Genomic DNA, 20442 nt, shown 5'->3' with positions numbered 1-20442 from the left:
AATGCGCCGCCTATGTCAAATGGCCCGATTCCACCTCACGTTGATCCGCGCAAATTAGCCGATCGCAGCGCCACCCTTGAGGGTGACCTGCAGCTTGCAGATTTGCAGCGTCTCTGCGGCCCGCTTGCCGATAACCAAGGCATGGTGCGTACGAAGTTTTCTTTCGAGCGCGACGAGCGTAACGCTGTGGTTTTTCACAGTGAGCTTGAGGTTGAAGTCAAGATGGTTTGCCAGCGTTGTCTGGAGCTGGTCACTTTGCCGATCTATAGCGCGTGTGATTACGCTGTGGTGAAAGAGGGTGCGAATACCCAGTCCGTGCCGCAAGGCTATGACGTGATTGAGTTGGGTGAAGACCCATTGGATCTGCTGGCGCTGGTTGAGGAGGAGCTTCTGCTCGCCTTGCCCATTGTCCCGGCTCATGACCCTAAAGATTGCCAGCAGCCGGCCGGCCTCGAAGAGCCCGAGTCGAGCGAGGACGAGGTAACGCGGTCCAACCCGTTCAGTGTATTGGCGCAGTTAAAGCGTGACCCAAACGTTTAGGAGTTAATTAGTTATGGCTGTTCAGCAGAACAAAAAATCCCGTTCCGCCCGTGACATGCGCCGTTCGCACGACGCTCTCGAGGCCAGCACTCTGTCGGTCGAGAAAAGCACCGGTGAAGTTCACCTGCGTCACCACGTATCGCCAGAAGGCGTTTACCGTGGTCGTAAAGTGATCGACAAGGGCGCTGACGAGTAATCCTTGTCCGCTCCGGTTATAGCGATTGATGCAATGGGTGGGGACTTCGGTCCCCACTGCATTGTTCCGGCCAGCATTGCCTGTTTGGCTGAATCCCCTTCGTTGCACCTGGTCCTCGTTGGCCAATCTTCTCTTCTTGAATCCTTGATTGCTCGCCACCCCGGTGTCGATCGTGCTCGCCTGCGTGTTGCCCATGCCGGTGAAGTCGTGGGTATGGGCGAGCGCCCGGCCCAGGCTTTGCGTAGCAAGCCGGATTCCTCGATGCGTGTCAGCCTTGAATTGCTGCGCAGTGGTGCGGCGCAGGCCTGTGTCAGCGCCGGGAATACCGGGGCGCTGATGGCGTTGTCACGCTATGTGCTGAAAACCCTGCCGGGAATTGACCGTCCGGCCATGGTCACGGCTATTCCGACACAGACGGGTTTCTGCCATCTGCTGGATCTAGGCGCGAATGTTGATTGCAGTGCCGAGCATCTGCACCAGTTCGCCGTGATGGGTTCAGTGGCAGCCGAGGTTCTGGGTATGCAGCGTCCGCGTGTGGCGCTGTTGAATGTCGGTACTGAGGACATCAAGGGCAACCAGCAGGTCAAACTGGCAGCCAGTCTGCTGCAGCAGGCCGAGGGGTTGAACTACATCGGTTTTATCGAGGGCGATGGGCTCTACCGCGGCGAGGCTGACGTGGTGGTGTGTGATGGTTTTGTCGGCAACATCCTGCTCAAATCCAGTGAAGGTCTGGCGGCGATGATTGCCGGGCGTATCGATGCCCTGTTCAAGTCAAGCCTTGCAGCGCGCGCGGTTGGTGCGCTGGCATTGCCGCTGCTGCGGCGCTTGCAGGGTGAACTGGCGCCAGCCCAGCACAACGGCGCCAGTTTCGTGGGGCTGCAGGGGATTGTGGTGAAAAGCCATGGTGCGGCCGGGCCTGAGGGCTTCAAGAGTGCGATTCGCCGAGCTTTGCGGGAGATTGAAGAAAATCTGCCACAACGTTTGCATGGTCGTCTCGGCGAACACCTGCTTTAGAATGTGACTGCGGCGGGGAGCCCGTCATCCAACTGTCAGTTTGTTGCGCCTGGCTGAGCTTGGCGCGTATTACCGACGATCCCGATCATTAGGAACAGGTTTCCATGTCTGCATCTCTCGCATTCGTCTTTCCGGGCCAGGGTTCCCAGTCTCTGGCGATGCTCGCCGAGCACGGTGCACAACGGCCGCTGATTATTGACACCTTCGCCGAAGCTTCCGAAGCGCTCGGTTATGACCTATGGGCGCTGACCCAGCAGGGCCCTGAAGAACAACTGAACCAGACTGACAGGACGCAGCCAGCGATTCTGACTGCTTCGGTTGCTCTGTGGCGTGCCTGGTTGGCCGAAAGCGCTGCACGTCCTGCATTTGTTGCCGGGCACAGCCTGGGTGAGTACTCGGCGCTGGTTGCTGCTGGCAGTCTTTCGCTGTCTGCAGCGGTCAAGCTGGTCGAGCACCGCGGTCAGCTGATGCAGCAGGCAGTGCCGGCCGGGCAGGGCGGCATGGCGGCGATTCTGGGGCTGGAAGATGCCGATGTGCTGACGGCTTGCGCCGAAGCTGCACAGGGTGAAGTGGTCAGTGCGGTGAATTTCAATGCGCCGGGCCAGGTGGTGATTGCTGGGGGCGCCGCTGCTGTCGAGCGCGCCATTGAGGCCTGCAAGGCACGTGGCGCCAAGCGCGCGATGCCGTTGCCGGTTAGCGTGCCGTCGCACTGCGCGTTGATGCGGCCTGCGGCCGAGCGTTTTGCTGAAGCGGTAGCGGCAATTGACTGGCAGGCTCCGCAGATTGCTCTGGTGCAGAACGTCAGCGCTGCGGTGGTGACGGATCTGGAAGGGCTCAAACGCGACCTGTTGGCTCAGTTGTACAGCCCGGTGCGTTGGGTGGAGTCGATCGTCTGCCTGTCTGCACAGGGTGTGACGGATCTGGTTGAGTGTGGTCCTGGCAGGGTGTTGTCGGGTCTGAACAAGCGCTGCGTCAAAGGTATCAACACCCATAACCTGGACACCCCGGACGCCTTCGCTGCTACGAACGCGGCCTTGGTCTGATTTAAGGAGAAACGATATGAGCCTGCAAGGTAAGGTTGCATTGGTTACTGGCGCGAGCCGCGGCATTGGCCAGGCGATTGCCCTGGAGTTGGGGCGTCAGGGGGCTGTGGTCATCGGTACGGCCACTTCGGCCTCGGGTGCCGAGCGTATTGCGGAAACCCTGAAGGCCAATGGCATCGAAGGTGCTGGTCTGGTGCTGGATGTCAGCAATGACGAGTCGGTTGCTAGCACCCTTGAACATATCCAGCAACACCTTGGCCAGCCGTTGATCTTGGTCAATAACGCCGGTATCACCCGCGATAACCTGATGCTGCGCATGAAAGATGATGAGTGGTTCGATGTCATCAATACCAACCTGAGCAGTCTGTATCGCCTGACCAAGGCGGTGCTGCGTGGTATGACCAAGGCGCGTTACGGGCGCATCATCAATATTGGTTCGGTGGTGGGTGCCATGGGTAACGCCGGGCAGGTCAACTATGCCGCTGCCAAGGCTGGGCTTGAAGGTTTTGGCCGTGCATTGGCGCGTGAAGTGGGTTCGCGGGCGATTACCGTAAACGCAGTAGCGCCGGGTTTTATTGACACCGATATGACCCGTGAACTGCCAGATGCGCAGCGTGATGCGCTGCTGACACAGATTCCGTTGGGCCGTCTGGGGCAGGCCGAAGAGATCGCGAAAGTGGTCGCTTTCCTCGCTTCTGATGGCGCAGCTTACGTCACAGGCGCTACTATCCCTGTGAACGGCGGGATGTACATGAGCTGAATGTGACGGATGGCTTCAGAAAACTGTCATAGATGCTGTCTAAAATCCGTTATAAAGCTGCAACAGGTTTATAGACAGATCGTTGAAGTGTTCCTGGGGCACCCCGGCATTCAGCTTGAAATGCTAAAAACCCTTTCTATACACTTGGCCGCAGACCAGCTGCCTGGATTTGTCCAATAGGAGTGAAAACAAGGTATGAGCACCATCGAAGAACGCGTCAAGAAAATCGTTGCTGAGCAACTTGGCGTCAAAGAAGAGGAAGTAACCAACAGCGCTTCCTTCGTCGAAGACCTGGGTGCCGACTCTCTTGACACCGTTGAGCTGGTGATGGCTCTCGAGGAAGAATTCGAGACCGAAATCCCGGACGAACAAGCTGAGAAGATCACCACCGTTCAGGAAGCTATCGACTACGTTACCGCTCACGCGTAAGACGTATTTGTCGGTTCCCGACTCGGAAAAGCCGCACTCCCTAATCAGGCGTGCGGCTTTTCTTTAAGCGCATTCCAAGCGTTGAAAACTAGAAAAGGAGATTGCTGTGTCGCGTAGACGCGTCGTGGTTACCGGTATGGGTATGCTGTCACCATTGGGTAACGATGTGCCGAGTAGCTGGCAGGGCATTTTGGCTGGTCGTAGTGGCATCGGCCTGCTTGAGCATGTAGACCTTTCCGCTTTTTCCACGCGCTTTGGTGGTGCGGTCAAAGGTTTCAATGTTGAGGAATACTTGTCGGCCAAAGAAGCCCGCAAGCTCGACTTGTTTATTCAGTACGGCCTGGCTGCAAGTTTTCAGGCCATGCGCAGCTCCGGTCTGGAAGTCACTGATGCCAACCGCGAGCGTATTGGCGTGGCCATGGGCTCCGGTATCGGTGGCCTGACCAATATCGAAAACAACTGCAAGTCGCTGCATGAGCAGGGGCCGCGGCGGATTTCGCCGTTCTTCGTGCCTGGTTCGATTATCAACATGATTTCCGGTTTCCTGTCGATCCACCTCGGTCTACAGGGCCCCAACTACGCCATCGCCACGGCCTGTACCACGGGTACTCATTGCATTGGCATGGCGGCGCGCAACATCGCTTACGGCGAAGCCGATGTAATGGTTGCCGGTGGCGCCGAAATGGCCGCCTGCGGCCTGGGAATGGGCGGCTTCGGCGCTGCGCGGGCGCTGTCGACGCGAAACGATGAACCGACCAAGGCCAGCCGGCCTTGGGACAAGGATCGTGACGGCTTCGTGCTGTCCGATGGCGCGGGGGCTTTGGTGCTGGAAGAGCTGGAGCATGCCAAGGCTCGTGGCGCGACTATCCATGCCGAGCTGATCGGCTTTGGCATGAGCGGCGATGCCTATCACATGACTTCGCCACCTGAAGACGGCGCCGGTGCAGCGCGCTGCATGGCCAACGCGCTGCGTGATGCCGGCCTGAATGCCGATCAGGTGCAGTACATCAACGCCCATGGCACTTCGACTTCGGCGGGTGACAAGGCTGAAGTGGCGGCAGTGAAATCGGTGTTTGGTGAGCATGCCTACAAATTGGCAGTGAGCTCGACCAAGTCCATGACCGGTCACCTGCTGGGTGCAGCCGGTGCGGTGGAGGCGATCTTCAGCATCCTCGCGCTGCGTGATCAGGTGGCGCCGCCGACCATCAACCTGGATAGCCCGGACGAAGGCTGCGATCTCGACTTCGTTGCGCATCAGGCCAAGGCCATGGCATTGGATGTGGTGCTGTCCAACTCCTTTGGCTTTGGCGGCACCAACGGCTCGCTGGTGTTCCGCCGGTTTGCCGGTTGATGCTGAGCTGGGTTGATGGCCAGCCGGCTGAGCTGCTGTCCATAACGGATCGCGGCCTGGCCTACGGCGACGGGCTCTTCGAGACCATCGCCGTGAGTGCTGGACAACCCTCGCTGCTGGAGCGCCACCTGGCGCGACTGGCTGAAGGCTGTACCCGGCTGTACATTCCAGTCGATCTGCCATTGGTGCGCGCTCAGCTGCTGGCATTCAGCCAGCAGGTGGGTGAGGGTGTGGTCAAGCTTATGCTCACGCGTGGTGATGGGCAGCGTGGTTATGCGCTGCCACAGCCGGTGCGGCCGCGCCTGATTCTGCAGGCTGCGGCCAAACCGGTTTATCCCTCCGCTCATGCCGAGCAGGGTGTACGCCTTTTCCCCTGCGCCACACGTTTGGCGGAGCAGCCTTTGCTTGCCGGTCTGAAGCACCTCAATCGTCTTGAGCAGGTGCTGGCTCGCAGCGAGTGGCAGGACACCGAGCATGCCGAAGGGCTTATGCAGGATGGCAGCGGGCGGGTGATCGAGGGGGTTTACAGCAACCTGATGTTGGTCAGTGCAGGTGTGCTGATGACGGCCGATCTGTCGCGCTGTGGCGTAGCCGGCGTAATGCGCGCGGAGTTGCTGGCGCAGGCGGCTGCGCTGGGTGTTGAGTGTCAGGTACGCGATATCAGCTACGCCGAGTTACTGGCGGCTGATGAGGTCATGCTGTGTAACAGCCTCTATGGCGTGTGGCCAGTTCGCGCTTTGCTTGTTCACGACTGGCCGGTCGGCCCGCTCACCCGTAAACTGCAGGCCATTGCCCGCGATCTACTGGACTGCTGATTCGTGATACGGAAAATCTTGCTGCTGCTGGAAGGTGGCGTGGTGCTGGCTACTTTGCTGGTTGCCTTTGCTGCCTGGCAGCAGCATTCGGCGCTGCATCAGCCCCTGAAGCTGACTGAAGCGTACCTGGTGGATGTGCCGGCAGGTGCTACGCCGGGCGGTGTGCTCAATCGTCTGGAAACCGACGGCATTCTCGAGCAAGCGTTCTGGTTACGCCTGTACTGGCGCTTCAATTTGCGCAATCAACCGCTGCACAGTGGCGAGTATCGCCTGGTTCCCGGCGCTACGGCGCTGGACATGCTCGGTCAGTGGCGGCGTGGTGACGTCTTGCAATACAGCCTGACCCTGGTTGAAGGCTGGAACTTCCGGCAGGTGCGTGCGGCCCTGGCGCGTGAAACGCGTCTTGAATTGACCTTGGGCGAGCTGAGCGATGCTGAGCTGATGAAACAGCTTGGCCTGTCTGGGTTAAACCCGGAAGGGCGTTTCTTCCCTGATACCTACAGCTTTGTGCGTGGCATGAGTGACCTTGAACTGCTCAAACAGGCGCATGCACGGCTGGAACAGGTGCTGGCCGAGGAGTGGGCGCAGCGAGCCAAGGACCTGCCGTACAAAGAACCTTATGACGCGCTGATCATGGCTTCGATGATCGAAAAGGAAACCGGTGTGCCCGAAGAGCGCGGTGAGATTGCCGGGGTGTTCGTACGGCGCCTGCGCATCGGCATGCGTCTGCAGACCGATCCGACGGTGATCTATGGCATGGGTGAGCGCTATAACGGGCGTATTACCCGCAATGACCTGCGTGAGCCAACGCCTTATAACACCTACACCATCGATGGAATGCCGCCGACGCCCATCGCATTGGTCGGTCGCGAGGCGATTCATGCCGCGCTGAACCCGGTGGCGGGAAGCAGTCTGTATTTCGTTGCCCGTGGCGATGGCAGCCATGTATTTTCCAATACCCTTGAGCAGCACAACCGAGCTGTACGTGAGTATCAGCTCAAGCGCCGCGCAGATTATCGTTCGAGCCCGGCCCCTGTAGCGCCCATTAATCAGTAAGGACAGTCTGTGAGCGGTTTGTTTATCACCCTGGAAGGCCCAGAGGGTGCTGGTAAAAGCACCAATCGCGACTACCTGGCCGAGCGTCTGCGTGAGCAGGGTATTGATGTGCTGCTGACCCGTGAGCCGGGGGGGACGCCACTGGCTGAGCGGGTGCGCGAGCTGCTACTGGCACCCAGCGATGAGCCAATGGCTGCTGACACCGAACTGTTGCTGGTATTCGCGGCCCGCGCTCAGCACCTTGCACAGGTCGTCCGTCCGGCGCTGGCCCGCGGCAGCGTGGTGCTATGCGACCGTTTCACTGATGCCACCTACGCTTATCAGGGCGGTGGTCGTGGTCTCTCCGAAGCGCGTATTGCGCAGCTTGAAGCCTTCGTTCAAGGCGCTTTACGGCCTGATCTGACGTTGGTCTTTGATCTGCCGGTGGAAGTCGGTCTGGCCCGTGCGGCGGCGCGCGGTCGCCTGGATCGTTTCGAGCAGGAAGGGCGGCAGTTCTTTGAAGCAGTGCGTCAGACCTACCTACGTCGCGCGGCTGAACAACCGCAGCGCTATCACATTCTTGATGCCGCTCAATCGTTGAGCCAGGTGCAGCAGGCGTTGGATGCACTGCTGCCACAGTTGCTGGAGCTGCAACGTGGCTGAAGCCTACCCCTGGCAGGATGCACTCTGGCAGCAATTGGCGGGTCGTACGCAGCATGCCCATGCCTATCTGCTGCACGGCCCGGCGGGGATCGGCAAGCGCGCGCTGGCCGAGCGCCTGATGGCGCGTCTGCTCTGCCAGAAACCCGATGGCCTGGACGCCTGCGGCCAATGCAAGTCCTGTCACCTGCTGGCAGCCGGCACCCACCCGGATAACTACATCCTGGAGCCGGAAGAGGCTGATAAGGCGATCAAGGTTGATCAGGTGCGCGATCTGGTCAGTTTCGTGGTGCAGACCGCACAACTGGCCGGACGCAAGGTGGTGCTGGTCGAGCCGACCGAATCGATGAACATTAATGCGGCCAACGCGCTGTTGAAAAGCCTCGAGGAACCCTCTGGCAATACCGTGTTGTTGCTGATCAGCCATCAGCCCAGTCGCCTGTTGCCTACGGTGAAGAGCCGCTGCGTACAGCAGGCCTGCCCGTTGCCGAGTGAGGCCATGAGCCTGGCCTGGTTAGCCCAGGCGTTACCGGCGTGCAGCGCTGAGGAACACCGCGAGCTGCTGTTCCTGGCCGCCGGCTCGCCCCTGTTGGCGGTGCAGATGCACGAGCAAGGTGTCAGCGCTCAGCGCGCACAGGTGGTTGAGGGCGTGAAGAAGCTGCTCAAACAGCAGATCGCCCCCAGCCAGTTGGCCGAAAGTTGGAATGCGGTGTCCCTGCAGTTGCTGTTCGACTGGTTCTGCCAGTGGTCGCAGCTGATGCTGCGCTATCAGTTGACCCACGATGAAGAGGGGTTGGGACATGCCGACATGCGTAAGGTGGTGCAGTATCTGGCGCAGAAAACTGCGCAACCGAAAGTGCTGAATATGCAGGATTGGTTACTGGCGCAGCGTCAGAAAGTCATTGGTAAGGCGAACCTCAACCGTGTCTTGCTTCTCGAAGCCTTGCTGGTGCAGTGGGCAAGCTTGCCCGGGCCGGGCTAGAATCGGCCATTAAGTGAATAAAATCAGGAATGCCGCATGAGTCTGCCTCCTAACTTGGGCCCGCGTAACGGAATTTTGTCGCTGACAATCAAGGACAAATCCGTGCTCTATGCCGCTTACATGCCCTTTATCAAGAATGGCGGCCTGTTTATTCCAACCAACAAGAGCTACAAACTCGGCGATGAAGTGTTCATGCTGCTCAACCTGATGGATGAGCCGGAAAAGATCCCGGTTGCCGGCAAGGTGGTCTGGATCACGCCGAAGGGCGCGCAAGGCAACCGCGCCGCAGGTGTGGGCGTGCAGTTCAATGATGGTGACAACACCGCGCGCAACAAGATCGAAACCTACTTGGCCGGTGCGCTGACTTCGGATCGTCCGACGCACACCATGTAACCGGTTTTCCTCCGTATCACGGTGCCCGCTTTGTGGCACCGCTTCTCAAGTGATTGTTACCCATGCTGGTTGATTCCCACTGTCACCTTGACCGCCTCGATCTGGCTGCCCACGGCGGTTCGCTCGATGCGGCGCTGGATGCTGCGCGGGCGCGCGGTGTTGGTCATTTTCTGTGCATCGGCGTCAGTGCCGATAATGCTGCGGCCGTCAAAGGCCTGGCTGAGCGTTATACCGATGTCGATTGCTCGGTCGGTGTGCACCCGCTGGATCTTGAACCCGGTGCAGCGCCAGCGCTGGACTGGCTGCTCGGTGAGTTGAATCACCCGCAGGTGGTGGCCATCGGCGAAACCGGTCTGGATTATTACTACGAGCCGGAGTCTGCGGCGCTGCAGCAGGCATCCTTCCGCTTGCACCTGGATGCCGCGCGGATTACCGGCAAGCCGGTGATCGTGCACACCCGCGCGGCGCGGGCCGACACCCTGGCGCTGCTGCGTGAGGCGGCGCTGCCGCAGGCCGGCGTGCTGCACTGTTTTACCGAAGATTGGGACATGGCCAGGGCCGCGTTGGATGTCGGCTTCTACATCTCGCTGTCCGGTATCGTCACCTTCCGCAATGCCGAAGCGCTGCGTGAAGTGGCGCGCCAGGTGCCAGCTGATCGCTTGCTGGTGGAAACCGACTCACCTTATCTGGCGCCCATCCCGCATCGCGGCAAGCCGAACCTGCCGGAATATGTGCGTGATGTGGCCGAGTACCTGGCGGTGTTGCGCGGTGTCAGCTACGAGCAATTAGCTGAGCAGACCACGGCCAACTTCAAGCGTCTATTCCCTTTGGCTCGTGTTGTTTAATCACAATGGCTTGATAGAACTGGGCACAAAAAAAACCCGGCCTCTGGGGGATGAGACCGGGTTAAGACCATTAGGAGTAAATCAAGGTACGCGGTCCACGGTACCTTGCCTGGCGGGGCGCTTGGGGGATACGCCGCACACCAGTACTCATCAGTATTGGTGAAGATTGCTGATCGTCCAGGCCGTTTCCCGGCATTCTTAAACGGATTTGGAATACAGGGCGCGCTGCTGAGTCCTCAAGCAGCCGCCAGCTGTTGCAACAGCGCCAGCGTCTCTTCAATAACCCGGGGTTCTGTGTAGAAGTGTGGCGACAGGCGAATGCCCGCACCGCGTTGTACGCAGATCACCTGCTGCTCCTTCAGGTGTTCAAACAAGGCTTGGTGTTGCCAGCCATCCAGGCTGAAAGTCAGAATTCCCGCACGTTGCTGACGTTCAACCGTGCTGTGCAGGCGTGCACCGGGCACCTTGTGCAGCCCATCAATCAACCATTGCATACGTTCCTGCAGAGCCTTCTCGACCTGCGCCATGCCAACCTCTTCCAGCAGTGACAGGCTGGCCTCAAGGGCCATGGCGCCGAGCATGTTCGGGCTGCCGCACTCAAAGCGCCGGGCACTGCGTGCGGGCTCCCAGGTGCTGCGCTGGTAATCGCCGGCATGTTCGAGCATGTGCCAGCCGTATTCATGCAGTTTGAGCTGCGCGCGCAGGTCGCTGCGGCAATAGAACACCCCGAGGCCTTCCGGACCGAGCAACCATTTATGGCCGTCGGCCATGGCAAAGGCGCACTGGCTGGCCTGCACGTCGAAGGGCAGGGCACCGAGCTGTTGGATCGCATCGATGCACAGCAACACGCCGCGCGCCTCGCAGCCCAGACCTAAACGCGGCAGATCCAAACGCAGACCGCTGGCGTACTGCACGGCGCTGATCGCCATCAGTCGGGTGCGCGGGCCACAGGCGGCGAGCAGGGCTGCCTCGGCATCACCCTGATGCAGATTGACCTGTACGACCTCGACGCCCTGCGGGGCGAGTGCCTCCCAGACAATTCGGTTGGAGGGGAATTCTTCATCGCTGATCACCACCTGATCACCGGCCCGCCAGTCCAGGCCAAAGGCAACGAAAGACAGGGCCTCGGAGGTGTTTTTCACCAGCGCGATATCCGCGCGCGACGGCGCATTGAGCAGGCGCTGCAGGCGCTCACGCAGGCGGCGCTCGACCTGCAGCCAGTTTGCATAGTCGCGCGCGCCAGTTTGCGCGTTCTCGATGGCAAAGCGGCTGACTGCATCGACTGCCCGTCGCGGCCAGGGTGAAACGGCCGCGTGGTTGAGATAACGCAGGCCGGGAAGTTGTGGAAACTCGTCATGAACGGCGTACATGGTCGGATGATCCGTGCAATTTGTTGGTAGTTAGGCATAATACGCGCCTTCGATTTTTTGACCCCGTAGTCCTTTTATGCATAAAGAACCCCGCAAGGTCCGTGAGTTTCGCCGCCGCGAACAGGAAATTCTCGACACAGCACTGAAACTCTTCCTCGACCAGGGTGAAGACAGCGTGACTGTGGAAATGATTGCCGACACGGTTGGTATCGGTAAAGGCACCATCTACAAACACTTCAAATCCAAGGCGGAGATTTATCTGCGTCTGATGCTCGACTACGAGCGTGACCTCAATGAGTTGTTGCACTCGGCCGATGTCGATCGTGACAAGGAAGCGCTGTCGCGTGCTTATTTTGAATTCCGCATGCGTGATCCGCAGCGTTATCGCCTGTTTGACCGCCTGGAAGAAAAAGTGGTCAAGGGTAATCAAGTGCCGGAGATGGTCGAGCAACTGCACAAGATCCGCGCCTCCAACTTCGAGCGCCTGACTCAGCTGATCAAGGGCCGCATCGCTGAAGGCAAGCTGGAAGATGTGCCGCCGTACTTCCACTACTGCGCGGCCTGGGCGCTGGTGCATGGCGCGGTGGCGCTGTACCACTCGCCATTCTGGAGCAACGTGCTGGAGGATCAGGAAGGCTTCTTCCAGTTCCTTATGGACATCGGCGTGCGCATGGGCAACAAGCGCAAGCGTGAGGGCGATACTCCGGCTAGCTGAGGTATTCAGCGCGTGGATATGCAATCTGCTGCGCTGGCGGCGCCCGTATACTCGGCGCCTACCTTTGCTGGAGACGCGCATGATCGTTGACCATCAGGGCCGGCGCTTTCGCAATCTGCGCGTCAGCCTGACCGCCGCCTGCAACTATGCCTGCACCTACTGCGTGCCCGATGGCAAGCGCCTGGTGGCCGCTCAGGACGAACTCTCGGCCGAGGCCATGCTGCGTGGCGTGGCCTACCTGATTGAAGCCGCCGGTATTGAGCGCTTGCGCATAACTGGTGGCGAACCGCTGGTCAGCCCCAAGCTCGAGGCTTTTTTGCGCGGCGTCAGCCAGCTCGGTTTGGCCGATATCAGCCTGACCAGCAACGGCCAGTTGCTGGCGCGCAAACTGCCGCTGCTACTGGAGTGTGGCATCCGCCGCTTGAATATTTCCCTGGACACCCTCGATGGTGCGGCGTTTCGCACCATTGCCCGTGGCGGCGATCTGGCGACAGTGCTCGATGGCCTGCAGCAGGCGCGGGCGGCGGGGATGCAGATCAAGGTCAATATGGTGCCGTTGCGCGGGCAGAATCTCGATCAGGTGTTGCCGCTGCTCGACTACTGCCTGGCCAATGGCTTCGAGCTGCGCTTTATCGAGCTGATGCGCATGGGCCATCTGGCCCGTGACGGCAATGGTTTTCAGCGCCAGTTTGTCGGCATGCCCGAACTGCTGGCGCTGATCGGCGGTCGCTACGACTATGTCCAGGCCCACGCTGCGCTGGATGCCACCGCGCTGCGTTACGCCATCCCCGGCGTCGGCCACTTCGGCGTAATCGCCAATGAAAGCGTGCCGTTCTGCCGCACCTGCTCGCGGCTGCGCCTGTCCTCGACCGGATGGCTGCATGGTTGCCTGTCATCGAGTAATCGCCACTATGTGGGCGATTTGCTCGAAAAACCGCGCCACCAGGCGTTGCCTGCGTTGCAAGGCCTGTTAGTCAAGGCGCTGGGCGACAAACAGGACCTGGCATTCTCTGGCGGCGCGACTGTGATGAAGATTATTGGCGGCTAAGACCGCCACCTGCCTTGAGTGAAGACCATGCAAGATTTCCCCATCAGCTATATCGAACCGGTGTTCCGCCCGCCCAGCGAAGCCCATTCGCTGATCCTGCCGGTGACCAATGGTTGCTCTTGGAATAAGTGCACGTTCTGTGAAATGTACACTCAGGAACAGAAGAAATTCCGCGCCCGCGATGAGGCGCAGGTGCTCGACGAGATTCGCCTGACCGGCGAGCGGATGATCGTACAGCGGGTGTTTCTCGCCGATGGTGATGCTCTGGTGATGCCGACGCGGCGTCTTCTGACCATTCTGCAGGCGATTCGCGAGCACATGCCGGAGGTCGAGCGGGTGTCGAGTTATTGTCTGCCGCGCAATCTGCGCAAGAAATCTGTAGAAGAACTCAAGGAGCTGGCCGATGCCGGCCTGCGCATGGCGTATGTCGGTTGCGAATCCGGTGATGATGAGGTGCTGGCGCGGGTTAATAAAGGCGAAACTTATGAGTCCAGCCTGAGTGCGCTGGACAAGCTCGGCCAGGCGGGTATCACTCGCTCGGTGATGATCCTCAATGGTCTGGGCGGTACGACTTTGAGTGAGCAGCATGCGGATAACTCGGCGCGTCTGATGAATGAATCGCAGCCGGAGTTTCTCTCGACTCTGGTGGTGAGTTTTCCTATGGGTGAGGCGCGGTTTCGTGAGGGTTTTGCTGATTTTCAGGCGCTCAATCAGCAGCAGTTGTTTGTCGAGGTGGAGCGCTTGCTAAGCGGTCTTGAACTGCGCGACACGGTATTCCGCAGTGATCATGCCTCCAATTACCTGGTGCTCAAGGGGACTCTGGGGGGCGACAAGCAGCGCCTGCTGGCTCAGGTGCGACAGGCTATCGAGCAGCCACAGCAGGCACGGCTGCGCCAGGAGTGGCAGCGCGGCCTTTGAGAACCTGCTTATGATCTGCTGAGCGTCGCCCCTACTGCGTTAAAAAAGGCTAGGCAAGCCACTTGTGGCGAAGAACGCGCTTCAGCGCGACCCGAAGGACGAGTGAAACGAGTAATGCTCATGTACAGCTCGTACGCTCCGCTTCCTCGCCTATTTTGTCCAGCCGGAGGCTGTTACCAACGTAGCGCCTTGCATGGCTCTAGCATGCAAGATCCTATGCGGGCTCTGAAACGTGCAGGTGGCGTGAAATCTGCATCTAGGCGCTATCCGCCGGTTTTTTGTCACCGGCAGCGAGGGGGCATGATGCGTAGTCTGTTGTTGATAATGAGCGTGTTGCTGCTGAGCGGCTGCATGAAGGCCAGTGATCTGGCGGATGAGGCGATCTATCAATTGCGCGATGTGGGTGTGCTCGACCACAGCCAGACGCGCCGCGCCAGCCCTTGGCGTTTGCAGGCCGATTCGTTCATTTATATCGCTCAAGGCCACTTCGTGCCGCCGGGTGATGCCTATCCGCGGCCCAATGTGGTGGCTGAGGAAGCCTACAAGGGCTTTATCGAATATTTCCCCATGGTGCGTCGCGCTAAGGCGCCGTTGGGTCTGGAAGAGGCGCTGGCCGAGGCGCGCGAGGCGGGTGCGCATTACCTGTTGTACAGCCGCTTCGCCTATGCCGATGACCGTATTGGCACGGTGGAGGAGTGGGAAGATCAGGAGGCACTGGACCGTCTGGGCACTGATCGCGGGGTTATTCAGTTGATGCTGATCGAGACCAATACCCGCTATTTTATTGATAACACACGTATTCGTAGCCGCGGAGGCTTTCTGACGTTTTATGATGCTAAGCCTGAGGACCTGATCGGTCCGGCGCTGCAGGATTATGCGCGGCGTTTGTTGGGATTGGGGCATTGATTGATGACTGATTCAGGCAAGGCCGGCGACCTGCTGGCGCAAATACCCAAAGGCGAAGGCAAGGGGTTGCCACCGGTGCACCTGTGGAACCCAGCGTTCTGTGGCGATATCGACATGCGCATCGCCCGCGACGGCACTTGGTACTACATGGGCACGCCAATTGGCCGCAAACCGATGGTCAAGCTGTTTTCCACCATTATTCGCCGAGATGGTGATAAATACGTGCTGGTGACACCGGTGGAGATGGTCGGGATTCAGGTGGATGACGCACCCTTTGTTGCGGTCAGCCTGCAGGTGGGGGGTGAAGGTGAAGCGCAGGTGCTGCGTTTTGTCACCAATGTCGAGGATGAAGTGGTCGCCGGCAGCGAGCATCCGCTTCGGGTCGAGCTGGATGCTCTGACCGGAGAGCCCGCGCCCTATGTGCATGTGCGCAGCAATCTTGAGGCGTTGATCCATCGCAATGTGTTTTATCAGCTGGTCGAGCTGGCGGTGCCGCGCGAAATTGATGGCAAGACCTGGCTGGGTGTGTGGAGCAGTGGGGCGTTTTTTCCCATCGGTCCTCAGCCGGATTGACCTGCTTTCTCGGTAGGAGTTGTAATCAACACAATAAAAAAGGCTCCCGAGGGAGCCTTTTTTGCGTCTTACATATTGGGGTAGTTAGGCCCGCCTGTGCCTTCAGGGGCCACCCAGGTGATGTTCTGGGCGGGATCCTTGATGTCACAGGTTTTGCAGTGCACGCAGTTCTGCGCGTTGATCTGGAACTTCTGCTCGCCGTCTTCCTTGGTCACAACCTCGTACACGCCGGCCGGGCAGTAACGCTGCGCGGGCTCGTCGTATAGCGGCAGGTTCTTGCTCAGCGGAATGCTCGGGTCAGTGAGCTTCAGGTGGCAAGGTTGTTCCTCTTCATGGTTGGTGTTGGAGAGGAATACCGAGCTGAGCTTGTCGAAGCTGAGCTTGCCATCGGGTTTCGGGTAGCTGATCTTCTGAGCGTCTGCTGCCGGCTTCAGGCAGGCGTAATCCGGCTTGGTGTCGTGCAGGGTGAACGGAATCTTGCCGCCGAAGATGTTCTGGTCGAGCCAGTTGAAGCCGCCGCCAACCAGCGGGCCAAACTTGTGCAGCGCTGGGCCGAAGTTACGGCTGCGGAACAGCTCGTCGTACAGCCAGCTGGCTTTGAATGCGTCGACATAGCCGGTCAGCTGGTCGCCGCCTTCCTTGCCTGCAAACAGCGCGTCAGCTACAGCGTCAGCAGCGAGCATGCCGGATTTCATGGCAGTGTGGCTGCCCTTGATCTTGGCGAAGTTCAGGGTGCCGAGGTCGCAACCGATCAGGGCGCCGCCGTTGAAGACCATCTTCGGCAGCGAGTTGAGGCCGCCTTTGCAGATGGCGCGAGCACCGTAAGCGACGCGCTTGCCGCCTTCCAGGTACTGGGCGATCACCGGGTGATGCTTGTAGCGCTGGAACTCATCGAACGGCGACAGGTGTGGGTTGCTGTACGACAGGTCGACGATCAGGCCGACTACCACTTGGTTGTTTTCCAGGTGATAGAGGAAGGAGCCGCCAGTGTTTTCGCTGGCAACGATATCCAGCGGCCAGCCGGCGGTATGAACTACCAGGCCTTGTTCGTGCTTGGCTGGGTCGATGTCCCAGATTTCCTTGATGCCGATGCCGTAGTGCTGAGCATCGGCTTCGGAGTCGAGGTTGAATTTCTTGATCAGTTGTTTGCCGATATGGCCGCGGCAACCTTCGGCGAACAGGGTGTACTTGGCGCGCAGTTCCATGCCTGGGGTGTAGTAACCCTCTTTCGGGTGACCTTCGCGGTCCACACCCAGATCGCCAGTGAGAATGCCGTAGACCGCGCCTTCTTCGTTGATCAGTGCTTCCTGAGCGGCGAAGCCTGGGTAGATTTCTACGCCGAGATTCTCGGCCTGTTGCGCCAGCCAGCGGCACAGATTACCCAGGGAAATGATGTAGTTGCCATGGTTGTGCATGGTCTTGGGCACGAAGAAGTCCGGAACCTTGGTGGCTTTCTCGGCATTCTTGAGAACGTAAATATCGTCGCGCTTGACTGGAGTGTTCAGCGGGGCGCCGAGCTCTTTCCAGTCTGGGAACAGTTCATTCAATGCGCGTGGTTCAAACACTGCGCCGGACAGAATGTGCGCGCCGACTTCGGAGCCTTTTTCGACCACGCAGACGCTGATTTCTTTGCCGGCCTCGGCGGCTTTCTGCTTCAGTCGGCAGGCGGCGGACAAACCAGCTGGGCCGGCGCCGACGATGACGACGTCGAATTCCATAAATTCGCGTTCCACAGGCTATCTCCTACTCAGGGCTCTCTAATTTTATTTGGCGATCGAGCTCGTTCCGTGAGCGATGCTGGCGCATTATATCCAGACCCTTCGGATGGGCCAATACAAACGTTTGTTTGAATTTTCTGTAGGGCTGTTAGAATCTTACTACATCGCTGACGATTGGCCGCTTCGTTGTATTGACCAGTCTAGGTCGTGCGGTCAAGATACGGGCGGTTTTGTGTCTGCCGTTATTGGTCGACTCCCGGTTCCGGCCGGTCTGCAGTTCCCGCCATGTTCGCTTCTGGCGACATTCTTATTCACCGGAGAGTAACGAGGAATCCATGAAGGTTCTTGTAGCTGTCAAACGAGTGGTCGACTACAACGTCAAAGTTCGCGTCAAAGCGGACAACAGCGGCGTTGATCTTGCCAACGTCAAGATGTCGATGAACCCTTTCTGCGAAATCGCCGTGGAAGAAGCTGTACGCCTGAAAGAGAAAGGCGTGGCGAGCGAGATCGTTGTCGTCACCATCGGCCCGGCCACTGCTCAAGAGCAGCTGCGTACCGCGCTGGCGCTGGGTGCTGACCGTGCCATCCTGGTTGAGTCGGCCGACGAGCTGAACTCGCTGGCTGTGGCCAAACTGCTCAAGGCTGTTGTTGATAAAGAGCAGCCTCAATTGGTGATCATGGGCAAACAAGCAATCGACAGCGACAACAACCAGACCGGCCAGATGCTGGGCGCGCTGACTGGCTTCGGCCAGGGTACCTTCGCTTCCAAGGTTGAAGTGGCGGGCGACAAGGTCAACGTAACCCGTGAAATCGACGGCGGCCTGCAAACTGTTGCACTGAGCCTGCCAGCTATCGTGACCACCGACCTGCGTCTGAACGAGCCGCGTTATGCGTCGCTGCCGAACATCATGAAAGCCAAGAAGAAGCCGCTGGAAACCGTTACTCCGGCTGATCTGGGCGTTTCTACCGCTTCCACCGTCAAGACTCTGAAAGTCGAAGCGCCTGCTACCCGCAGCGCTGGTATCAAGGTCAAGTCTGTGGCTGAACTGGTCGAGAAACTGAAGAACGAGGCGAAGGTAATCTAAATGACTATCCTGGTTATCGCTGAACACACCAATGCCGCCCTGGCTCCTGCCACGCTGAACACTGTTGCCGCTGCTGCGAAGATCGGTGGTGACATCCACGTTCTGGTTGCAGGTTCCGCTTGCGGCGCTGTTGCTGATGCCGCTGCCAAAATTGCTGGCGTTGCTAAAGTGTTGGTTGCTGACAACGCAGCCTTCGCTCACCAGCTGCCGGAAAACGTTGCGCCGCTGGTAGCTGAGTTGGGCAAGGGTTACAGCCACATCCTGGCTGCTGCCACCAGCAACGGTAAGAACATTCTGCCGCGCGTTGCTGCTGCGCTGGACGTTGATCAGATCTCGGAAATCATCGCTGTTGAAAGTGCTGATACCTTCAAGCGTCCGATCTACGCTGGTAACGCCATTGCCACCGTGCAGTCTTCCGCTGCCGTTAAAGTCATCACCGTGCGTGCCACTGGTTTTGATCCTGTTGCTGCTGAAGGCGGTTCTGCTGCTATTGAAGCAGTCGGCGGCGCCGCTGACGCTGGCAAATCGACCTTCGTTGGTGAAGAACTGGCCAAGTCCGATCGTCCAGAACTGACCGCTGCCAAAATCGTCGTTTCCGGCGGTCGTGGTATGCAGAACGGCGACAACTTCAAGCATCTTTACGCGTTGGCTGACAAGCTTGGCGCAGGCGTGGGCGCTTCGCGCGCTGCCGTTGACGCCGGTTTCGTACCCAACGACATGCAGGTCGGCCAGACCGGCAAGATCGTTGCACCGCAGCTGTACATTGCTGTCGGTATCTCCGGCGCGATCCAGCACCTGGCCGGTATGAAAGACTCCAAAGTGATCGTTGCGATCAACAAGGACGAAGAAGCGCCTATCTTCCAGGTGGCTGATTACGGCCTGGTTGCTGATCTGTTCGAAGCTGTCCCTGAGCTGGAGAAACTGGTTTAAGCCGGTTTCCTGTCCAGAAAAAACCCGCTCACTGAGCGGGTTTTTTTATGCCTACGTGTTCTTGGTTGTTGCCGCGGCCTGATTCACTTCGTGAGTTGTGCAGGCTCTGCAGGAAGTCCCGGTAGTGTTGTGCGGTCAGCTGTGGACGCTCGATCATCGGTGCATGGCCGGTATCTGCGAGGGTCACTACGCGAGGATCACGCAACAGCGGGCGCATGACATCAATGCTGGAGACATCGAGCACCCGATCTTCTGCGCCCCAGATGATCAGCGTCGGTGCCTGGATCTTCGGCAGCACCGGTTCCAGCGGAATGTAGCGGTCGATCAAGTGGGCAAACACTTGGTCGTAGTGCGCGCTATTGGCGATGGCCTGCTCGGCGAAATAGCCCTTGAGCGATTCTGGCAAGTAGGGCGGTTGTACGAAGATGAACTGCAGCAGGCGCTGAAAGTCCTCGGGGCTTTTCACCACCAGTGGATTGGGTTCCCCGCGCTGCAGTCGTTGCATCAGTTCGCTGGGCTGCGGCGACGTGATACCGGCGTTGTTGAGTAATGCCAGAGAACGGGTTCTATGTGGATAGCGCGCGGCATAGAGTGCGTTGATATGCCCGCCCATGGAATTGCCGATCAGGTGCAGCTGCTCAATTCCCAGCGCATCAATCACGCTGGCCATGTGCTCGGCTTGGGTGCCTACATCGTAGCTGCCAGCAGGTTTTTCGCTGGTGCCGAAACCCGGCAGGTCGAGTGCTATCACTCGATAATCCTGGCTGAAATGGCGGGCAAAGCGCAGCCAGTTGTCTTTGTTGGCGGCAAAGCCGTGCACCATCAGGATGGTTTGTGCATTGCGCGGGCCGCCTTCGTAGTAATGAATGTTAAGATTGTTCACGCTGATCTGTTTGAGGCTGAGTCCGGCGCGTTGCCGTTCGATCAGCTGCAGGCTTGCCAGCTGGGCGGCAGGTGACAGGTAAAGCAGCGCAGTACTCCCGATGAGTATCAGCGCTAATCCTGCAATGAGTTTTTTCATGGCAAGCCTTTATCGCGAATTGGTATTAGTGCGTATTAAGCTAGCATGTTGCTGCTGTTATCCGATCTGCGCTCGCAGACGCCCATCCTAGGTTA

General features: G+C 58.9%; 23 protein-coding genes. 20 read left to right on the top strand and 3 right to left on the bottom strand.

All coding sequences use genetic code 11. The annotated features are described in order from the left end of the window. The first annotated feature begins 12 nt into the window (after window positions 1-12). The 13 genes from OU997_RS00400 to OU997_RS00340 all read left to right on the top strand — a co-directional run bounded on the left by OU997_RS00400 (window position 13) and on the right by OU997_RS00340 (window position 10063). Window positions 13-540: a YceD family protein gene (locus OU997_RS00400; protein WP_108486330.1), complete on the top strand. Its 528-nt coding sequence runs from the start codon at window positions 13-15 to the stop codon at window positions 538-540. Window positions 541-553: 13 nt separating this feature from the next. After that, window positions 554-736 carry a 50S ribosomal protein L32 gene (gene rpmF, locus OU997_RS00395; protein ID WP_003245185.1) on the top strand — a complete coding sequence of 61 codons (183 nt, stop codon included), beginning with the start codon at window positions 554-556 and terminating at the stop codon, window positions 734-736. A 3-nt stretch (window positions 737-739) separates the two neighbouring features. Beyond that, entirely contained in the window at window positions 740-1750 is a 1011-nt protein-coding gene (gene plsX, locus OU997_RS00390; protein ID WP_108486329.1) for a phosphate acyltransferase PlsX, read from the top strand. A 104-nt stretch (window positions 1751-1854) separates the two neighbouring features. After that, the gene (gene fabD / locus OU997_RS00385) at window positions 1855-2793 is read left to right on the top strand and encodes an ACP S-malonyltransferase (RefSeq protein WP_267808503.1); all 939 of its coding nucleotides are present in this window, start codon (window positions 1855-1857) and stop codon (window positions 2791-2793) included. Between the two features lie 16 nt (window positions 2794-2809). Then, window positions 2810-3553, top strand: coding sequence for a 3-oxoacyl-ACP reductase FabG (gene fabG / locus OU997_RS00380; protein WP_108486327.1), 744 nt, complete (start codon window positions 2810-2812; stop codon window positions 3551-3553). Window positions 3554-3748: 195 nt separating this feature from the next. Then, entirely contained in the window at window positions 3749-3982 is a 234-nt protein-coding gene (gene acpP, locus OU997_RS00375; protein WP_058066290.1) for an acyl carrier protein, read from the top strand. A 106-nt stretch (window positions 3983-4088) separates the two neighbouring features. Continuing rightward, a complete protein-coding gene (gene fabF, locus OU997_RS00370; protein ID WP_108486326.1) occupies window positions 4089-5333 on the top strand; it encodes a beta-ketoacyl-ACP synthase II in 1245 nt (414 codons plus the stop codon). Then, complete coding sequence (gene pabC / locus OU997_RS00365; RefSeq protein ID WP_267808497.1) at window positions 5333-6148, top strand: aminodeoxychorismate lyase; 816 nt, start codon at window positions 5333-5335, stop codon at window positions 6146-6148. Before fabF ends, pabC begins: the two co-directional genes overlap by 1 nt. A gap of 3 nt (window positions 6149-6151) precedes the next feature. Then, window positions 6152-7204, top strand: coding sequence for an endolytic transglycosylase MltG (gene mltG / locus OU997_RS00360; RefSeq protein WP_108486324.1), 1053 nt, complete (start codon window positions 6152-6154; stop codon window positions 7202-7204). Between the two features lie 9 nt (window positions 7205-7213). Next, window positions 7214-7846: a dTMP kinase gene (gene tmk / locus OU997_RS00355; protein ID WP_108486323.1), complete on the top strand. Its 633-nt coding sequence runs from the start codon at window positions 7214-7216 to the stop codon at window positions 7844-7846. Continuing rightward, window positions 7839-8825, top strand: a complete 987-nt coding sequence (locus tag OU997_RS00350) for a DNA polymerase III subunit delta' (protein ID WP_108486322.1) — start codon at window positions 7839-7841, stop codon at window positions 8823-8825. The genes tmk and OU997_RS00350 overlap by 8 nt, the downstream gene beginning before the upstream one ends. Before the next feature lie 36 nt (window positions 8826-8861). Next, the gene (locus OU997_RS00345; protein WP_090238100.1) at window positions 8862-9218 is read left to right on the top strand and encodes a PilZ domain-containing protein; all 357 of its coding nucleotides are present in this window, start codon (window positions 8862-8864) and stop codon (window positions 9216-9218) included. A 62-nt stretch (window positions 9219-9280) separates the two neighbouring features. Further along, window positions 9281-10063, top strand: a complete 783-nt coding sequence (locus OU997_RS00340) for a TatD family hydrolase (RefSeq protein WP_267808492.1) — start codon at window positions 9281-9283, stop codon at window positions 10061-10063. A 236-nt stretch (window positions 10064-10299) separates the two neighbouring features. Here OU997_RS00340 and OU997_RS00335 read toward each other — a convergent pair whose 3' ends face one another. Continuing rightward, window positions 10300-11433, bottom strand: a complete 1134-nt coding sequence (locus tag OU997_RS00335; RefSeq protein WP_267808490.1) for an aminotransferase class V-fold PLP-dependent enzyme — start codon at window positions 11431-11433, stop codon at window positions 10300-10302. Between the two features lie 76 nt (window positions 11434-11509). On the opposite strand from OU997_RS00335, the gene OU997_RS00330 reads away from it, so the two are divergent. The 5 genes from OU997_RS00330 to OU997_RS00310 all read left to right on the top strand — a co-directional run bounded on the left by OU997_RS00330 (window position 11510) and on the right by OU997_RS00310 (window position 15593). After that, on the top strand, window positions 11510-12148 hold the full coding sequence (locus OU997_RS00330) for a TetR/AcrR family transcriptional regulator (protein WP_090247979.1): 639 nt from the start codon (window positions 11510-11512) through the stop codon (window positions 12146-12148). A 79-nt stretch (window positions 12149-12227) separates the two neighbouring features. Beyond that, complete coding sequence (locus OU997_RS00325; protein WP_267808486.1) at window positions 12228-13196, top strand: GTP 3',8-cyclase MoaA; 969 nt, start codon at window positions 12228-12230, stop codon at window positions 13194-13196. Window positions 13197-13223: 27 nt separating this feature from the next. Further along, complete coding sequence (locus tag OU997_RS00320) at window positions 13224-14114, top strand: radical SAM protein (protein ID WP_267808484.1); 891 nt, start codon at window positions 13224-13226, stop codon at window positions 14112-14114. Window positions 14115-14417: 303 nt separating this feature from the next. Next, window positions 14418-15020, top strand: coding sequence for a DUF4823 domain-containing protein (locus OU997_RS00315; RefSeq protein WP_267809840.1), 603 nt, complete (start codon window positions 14418-14420; stop codon window positions 15018-15020). 3 nt (window positions 15021-15023) lie between these two features. Then, complete coding sequence (locus OU997_RS00310) at window positions 15024-15593, top strand: DUF1285 domain-containing protein (RefSeq protein ID WP_108486338.1); 570 nt, start codon at window positions 15024-15026, stop codon at window positions 15591-15593. Between the two features lie 68 nt (window positions 15594-15661). Here OU997_RS00310 and OU997_RS00305 read toward each other — a convergent pair whose 3' ends face one another. Further along, a complete protein-coding gene (locus OU997_RS00305; protein WP_267808482.1) occupies window positions 15662-17326 on the bottom strand; it encodes an electron transfer flavoprotein-ubiquinone oxidoreductase in 1665 nt (554 codons plus the stop codon). A 320-nt stretch (window positions 17327-17646) separates the two neighbouring features. Here OU997_RS00305 and OU997_RS00300 point away from each other — a divergent pair, with 320 nt between their 5' ends. Both OU997_RS00300 and OU997_RS00295 read left to right on the top strand, forming a co-directional pair. Continuing rightward, window positions 17647-18396, top strand: coding sequence for an electron transfer flavoprotein subunit beta/FixA family protein (locus OU997_RS00300; protein ID WP_108486317.1), 750 nt, complete (start codon window positions 17647-17649; stop codon window positions 18394-18396). Continuing rightward, window positions 18397-19326, top strand: coding sequence for an electron transfer flavoprotein subunit alpha/FixB family protein (locus tag OU997_RS00295; RefSeq protein ID WP_267808481.1), 930 nt, complete (start codon window positions 18397-18399; stop codon window positions 19324-19326). A gap of 28 nt (window positions 19327-19354) precedes the next feature. On the opposite strand, the gene OU997_RS00290 is transcribed toward OU997_RS00295, so the two are convergent. Beyond that, window positions 19355-20347 (bottom strand): alpha/beta fold hydrolase, encoded by a 993-nt coding sequence (locus tag OU997_RS00290; RefSeq protein ID WP_267808480.1) that lies wholly within the window; start codon window positions 20345-20347, stop codon window positions 19355-19357. Window positions 20348-20442 lie beyond the last annotated feature (95 nt).

It is taken from the genome of Pseudomonas sp. SL4(2022) (assembly GCF_026625725.1).
Lineage (GTDB): Bacteria > Pseudomonadota > Gammaproteobacteria > Pseudomonadales > Pseudomonadaceae > Aquipseudomonas.
This window is presented reverse-complemented; position numbering and strand designations above follow the sequence as displayed.

Bases quoted from the DNA above. Each gene is read 5' to 3' on its own strand.
- OU997_RS00295 (WP_267808481.1), top strand. From the start codon at position 18,397: ATGACTATCCTGGTTATCGCTGAACACACCAATGCCGCCCTGGCTCCT.
- OU997_RS00310 (WP_108486338.1), top strand. From the start codon at position 15,024: ATGACTGATTCAGGCAAGGCCGGCGACCTGCTGGCGCAAATACCCAAA.
- fabD (WP_267808503.1), top strand. From the start codon at position 1,855: ATGTCTGCATCTCTCGCATTCGTCTTTCCGGGCCAGGGTTCCCAGTCT.
- OU997_RS00335 (WP_267808490.1), bottom strand. From the start codon at position 11,433: ATGTACGCCGTTCATGACGAGTTTCCACAACTTCCCGGCCTGCGTTAT.
- OU997_RS00320 (WP_267808484.1), top strand. From the start codon at position 13,224: ATGCAAGATTTCCCCATCAGCTATATCGAACCGGTGTTCCGCCCGCCC.
- OU997_RS00300 (WP_108486317.1), top strand. From the start codon at position 17,647: ATGAAGGTTCTTGTAGCTGTCAAACGAGTGGTCGACTACAACGTCAAA.
- OU997_RS00345 (WP_090238100.1), top strand. From the start codon at position 8,862: ATGAGTCTGCCTCCTAACTTGGGCCCGCGTAACGGAATTTTGTCGCTG.
- OU997_RS00330 (WP_090247979.1), top strand. From the start codon at position 11,510: ATGCATAAAGAACCCCGCAAGGTCCGTGAGTTTCGCCGCCGCGAACAG.
- pabC (WP_267808497.1), top strand. From the start codon at position 5,333: ATGCTGAGCTGGGTTGATGGCCAGCCGGCTGAGCTGCTGTCCATAACG.
- OU997_RS00340 (WP_267808492.1), top strand. From the start codon at position 9,281: ATGCTGGTTGATTCCCACTGTCACCTTGACCGCCTCGATCTGGCTGCC.
- fabG (WP_108486327.1), top strand. From the start codon at position 2,810: ATGAGCCTGCAAGGTAAGGTTGCATTGGTTACTGGCGCGAGCCGCGGC.
- rpmF (WP_003245185.1), top strand. From the start codon at position 554: ATGGCTGTTCAGCAGAACAAAAAATCCCGTTCCGCCCGTGACATGCGC.
- OU997_RS00400 (WP_108486330.1), top strand. From the start codon at position 13: ATGTCAAATGGCCCGATTCCACCTCACGTTGATCCGCGCAAATTAGCC.
- OU997_RS00290 (WP_267808480.1), bottom strand. From the start codon at position 20,347: ATGAAAAAACTCATTGCAGGATTAGCGCTGATACTCATCGGGAGTACT.
- OU997_RS00325 (WP_267808486.1), top strand. From the start codon at position 12,228: ATGATCGTTGACCATCAGGGCCGGCGCTTTCGCAATCTGCGCGTCAGC.
- acpP (WP_058066290.1), top strand. From the start codon at position 3,749: ATGAGCACCATCGAAGAACGCGTCAAGAAAATCGTTGCTGAGCAACTT.
- OU997_RS00315 (WP_267809840.1), top strand. From the start codon at position 14,418: ATGCGTAGTCTGTTGTTGATAATGAGCGTGTTGCTGCTGAGCGGCTGC.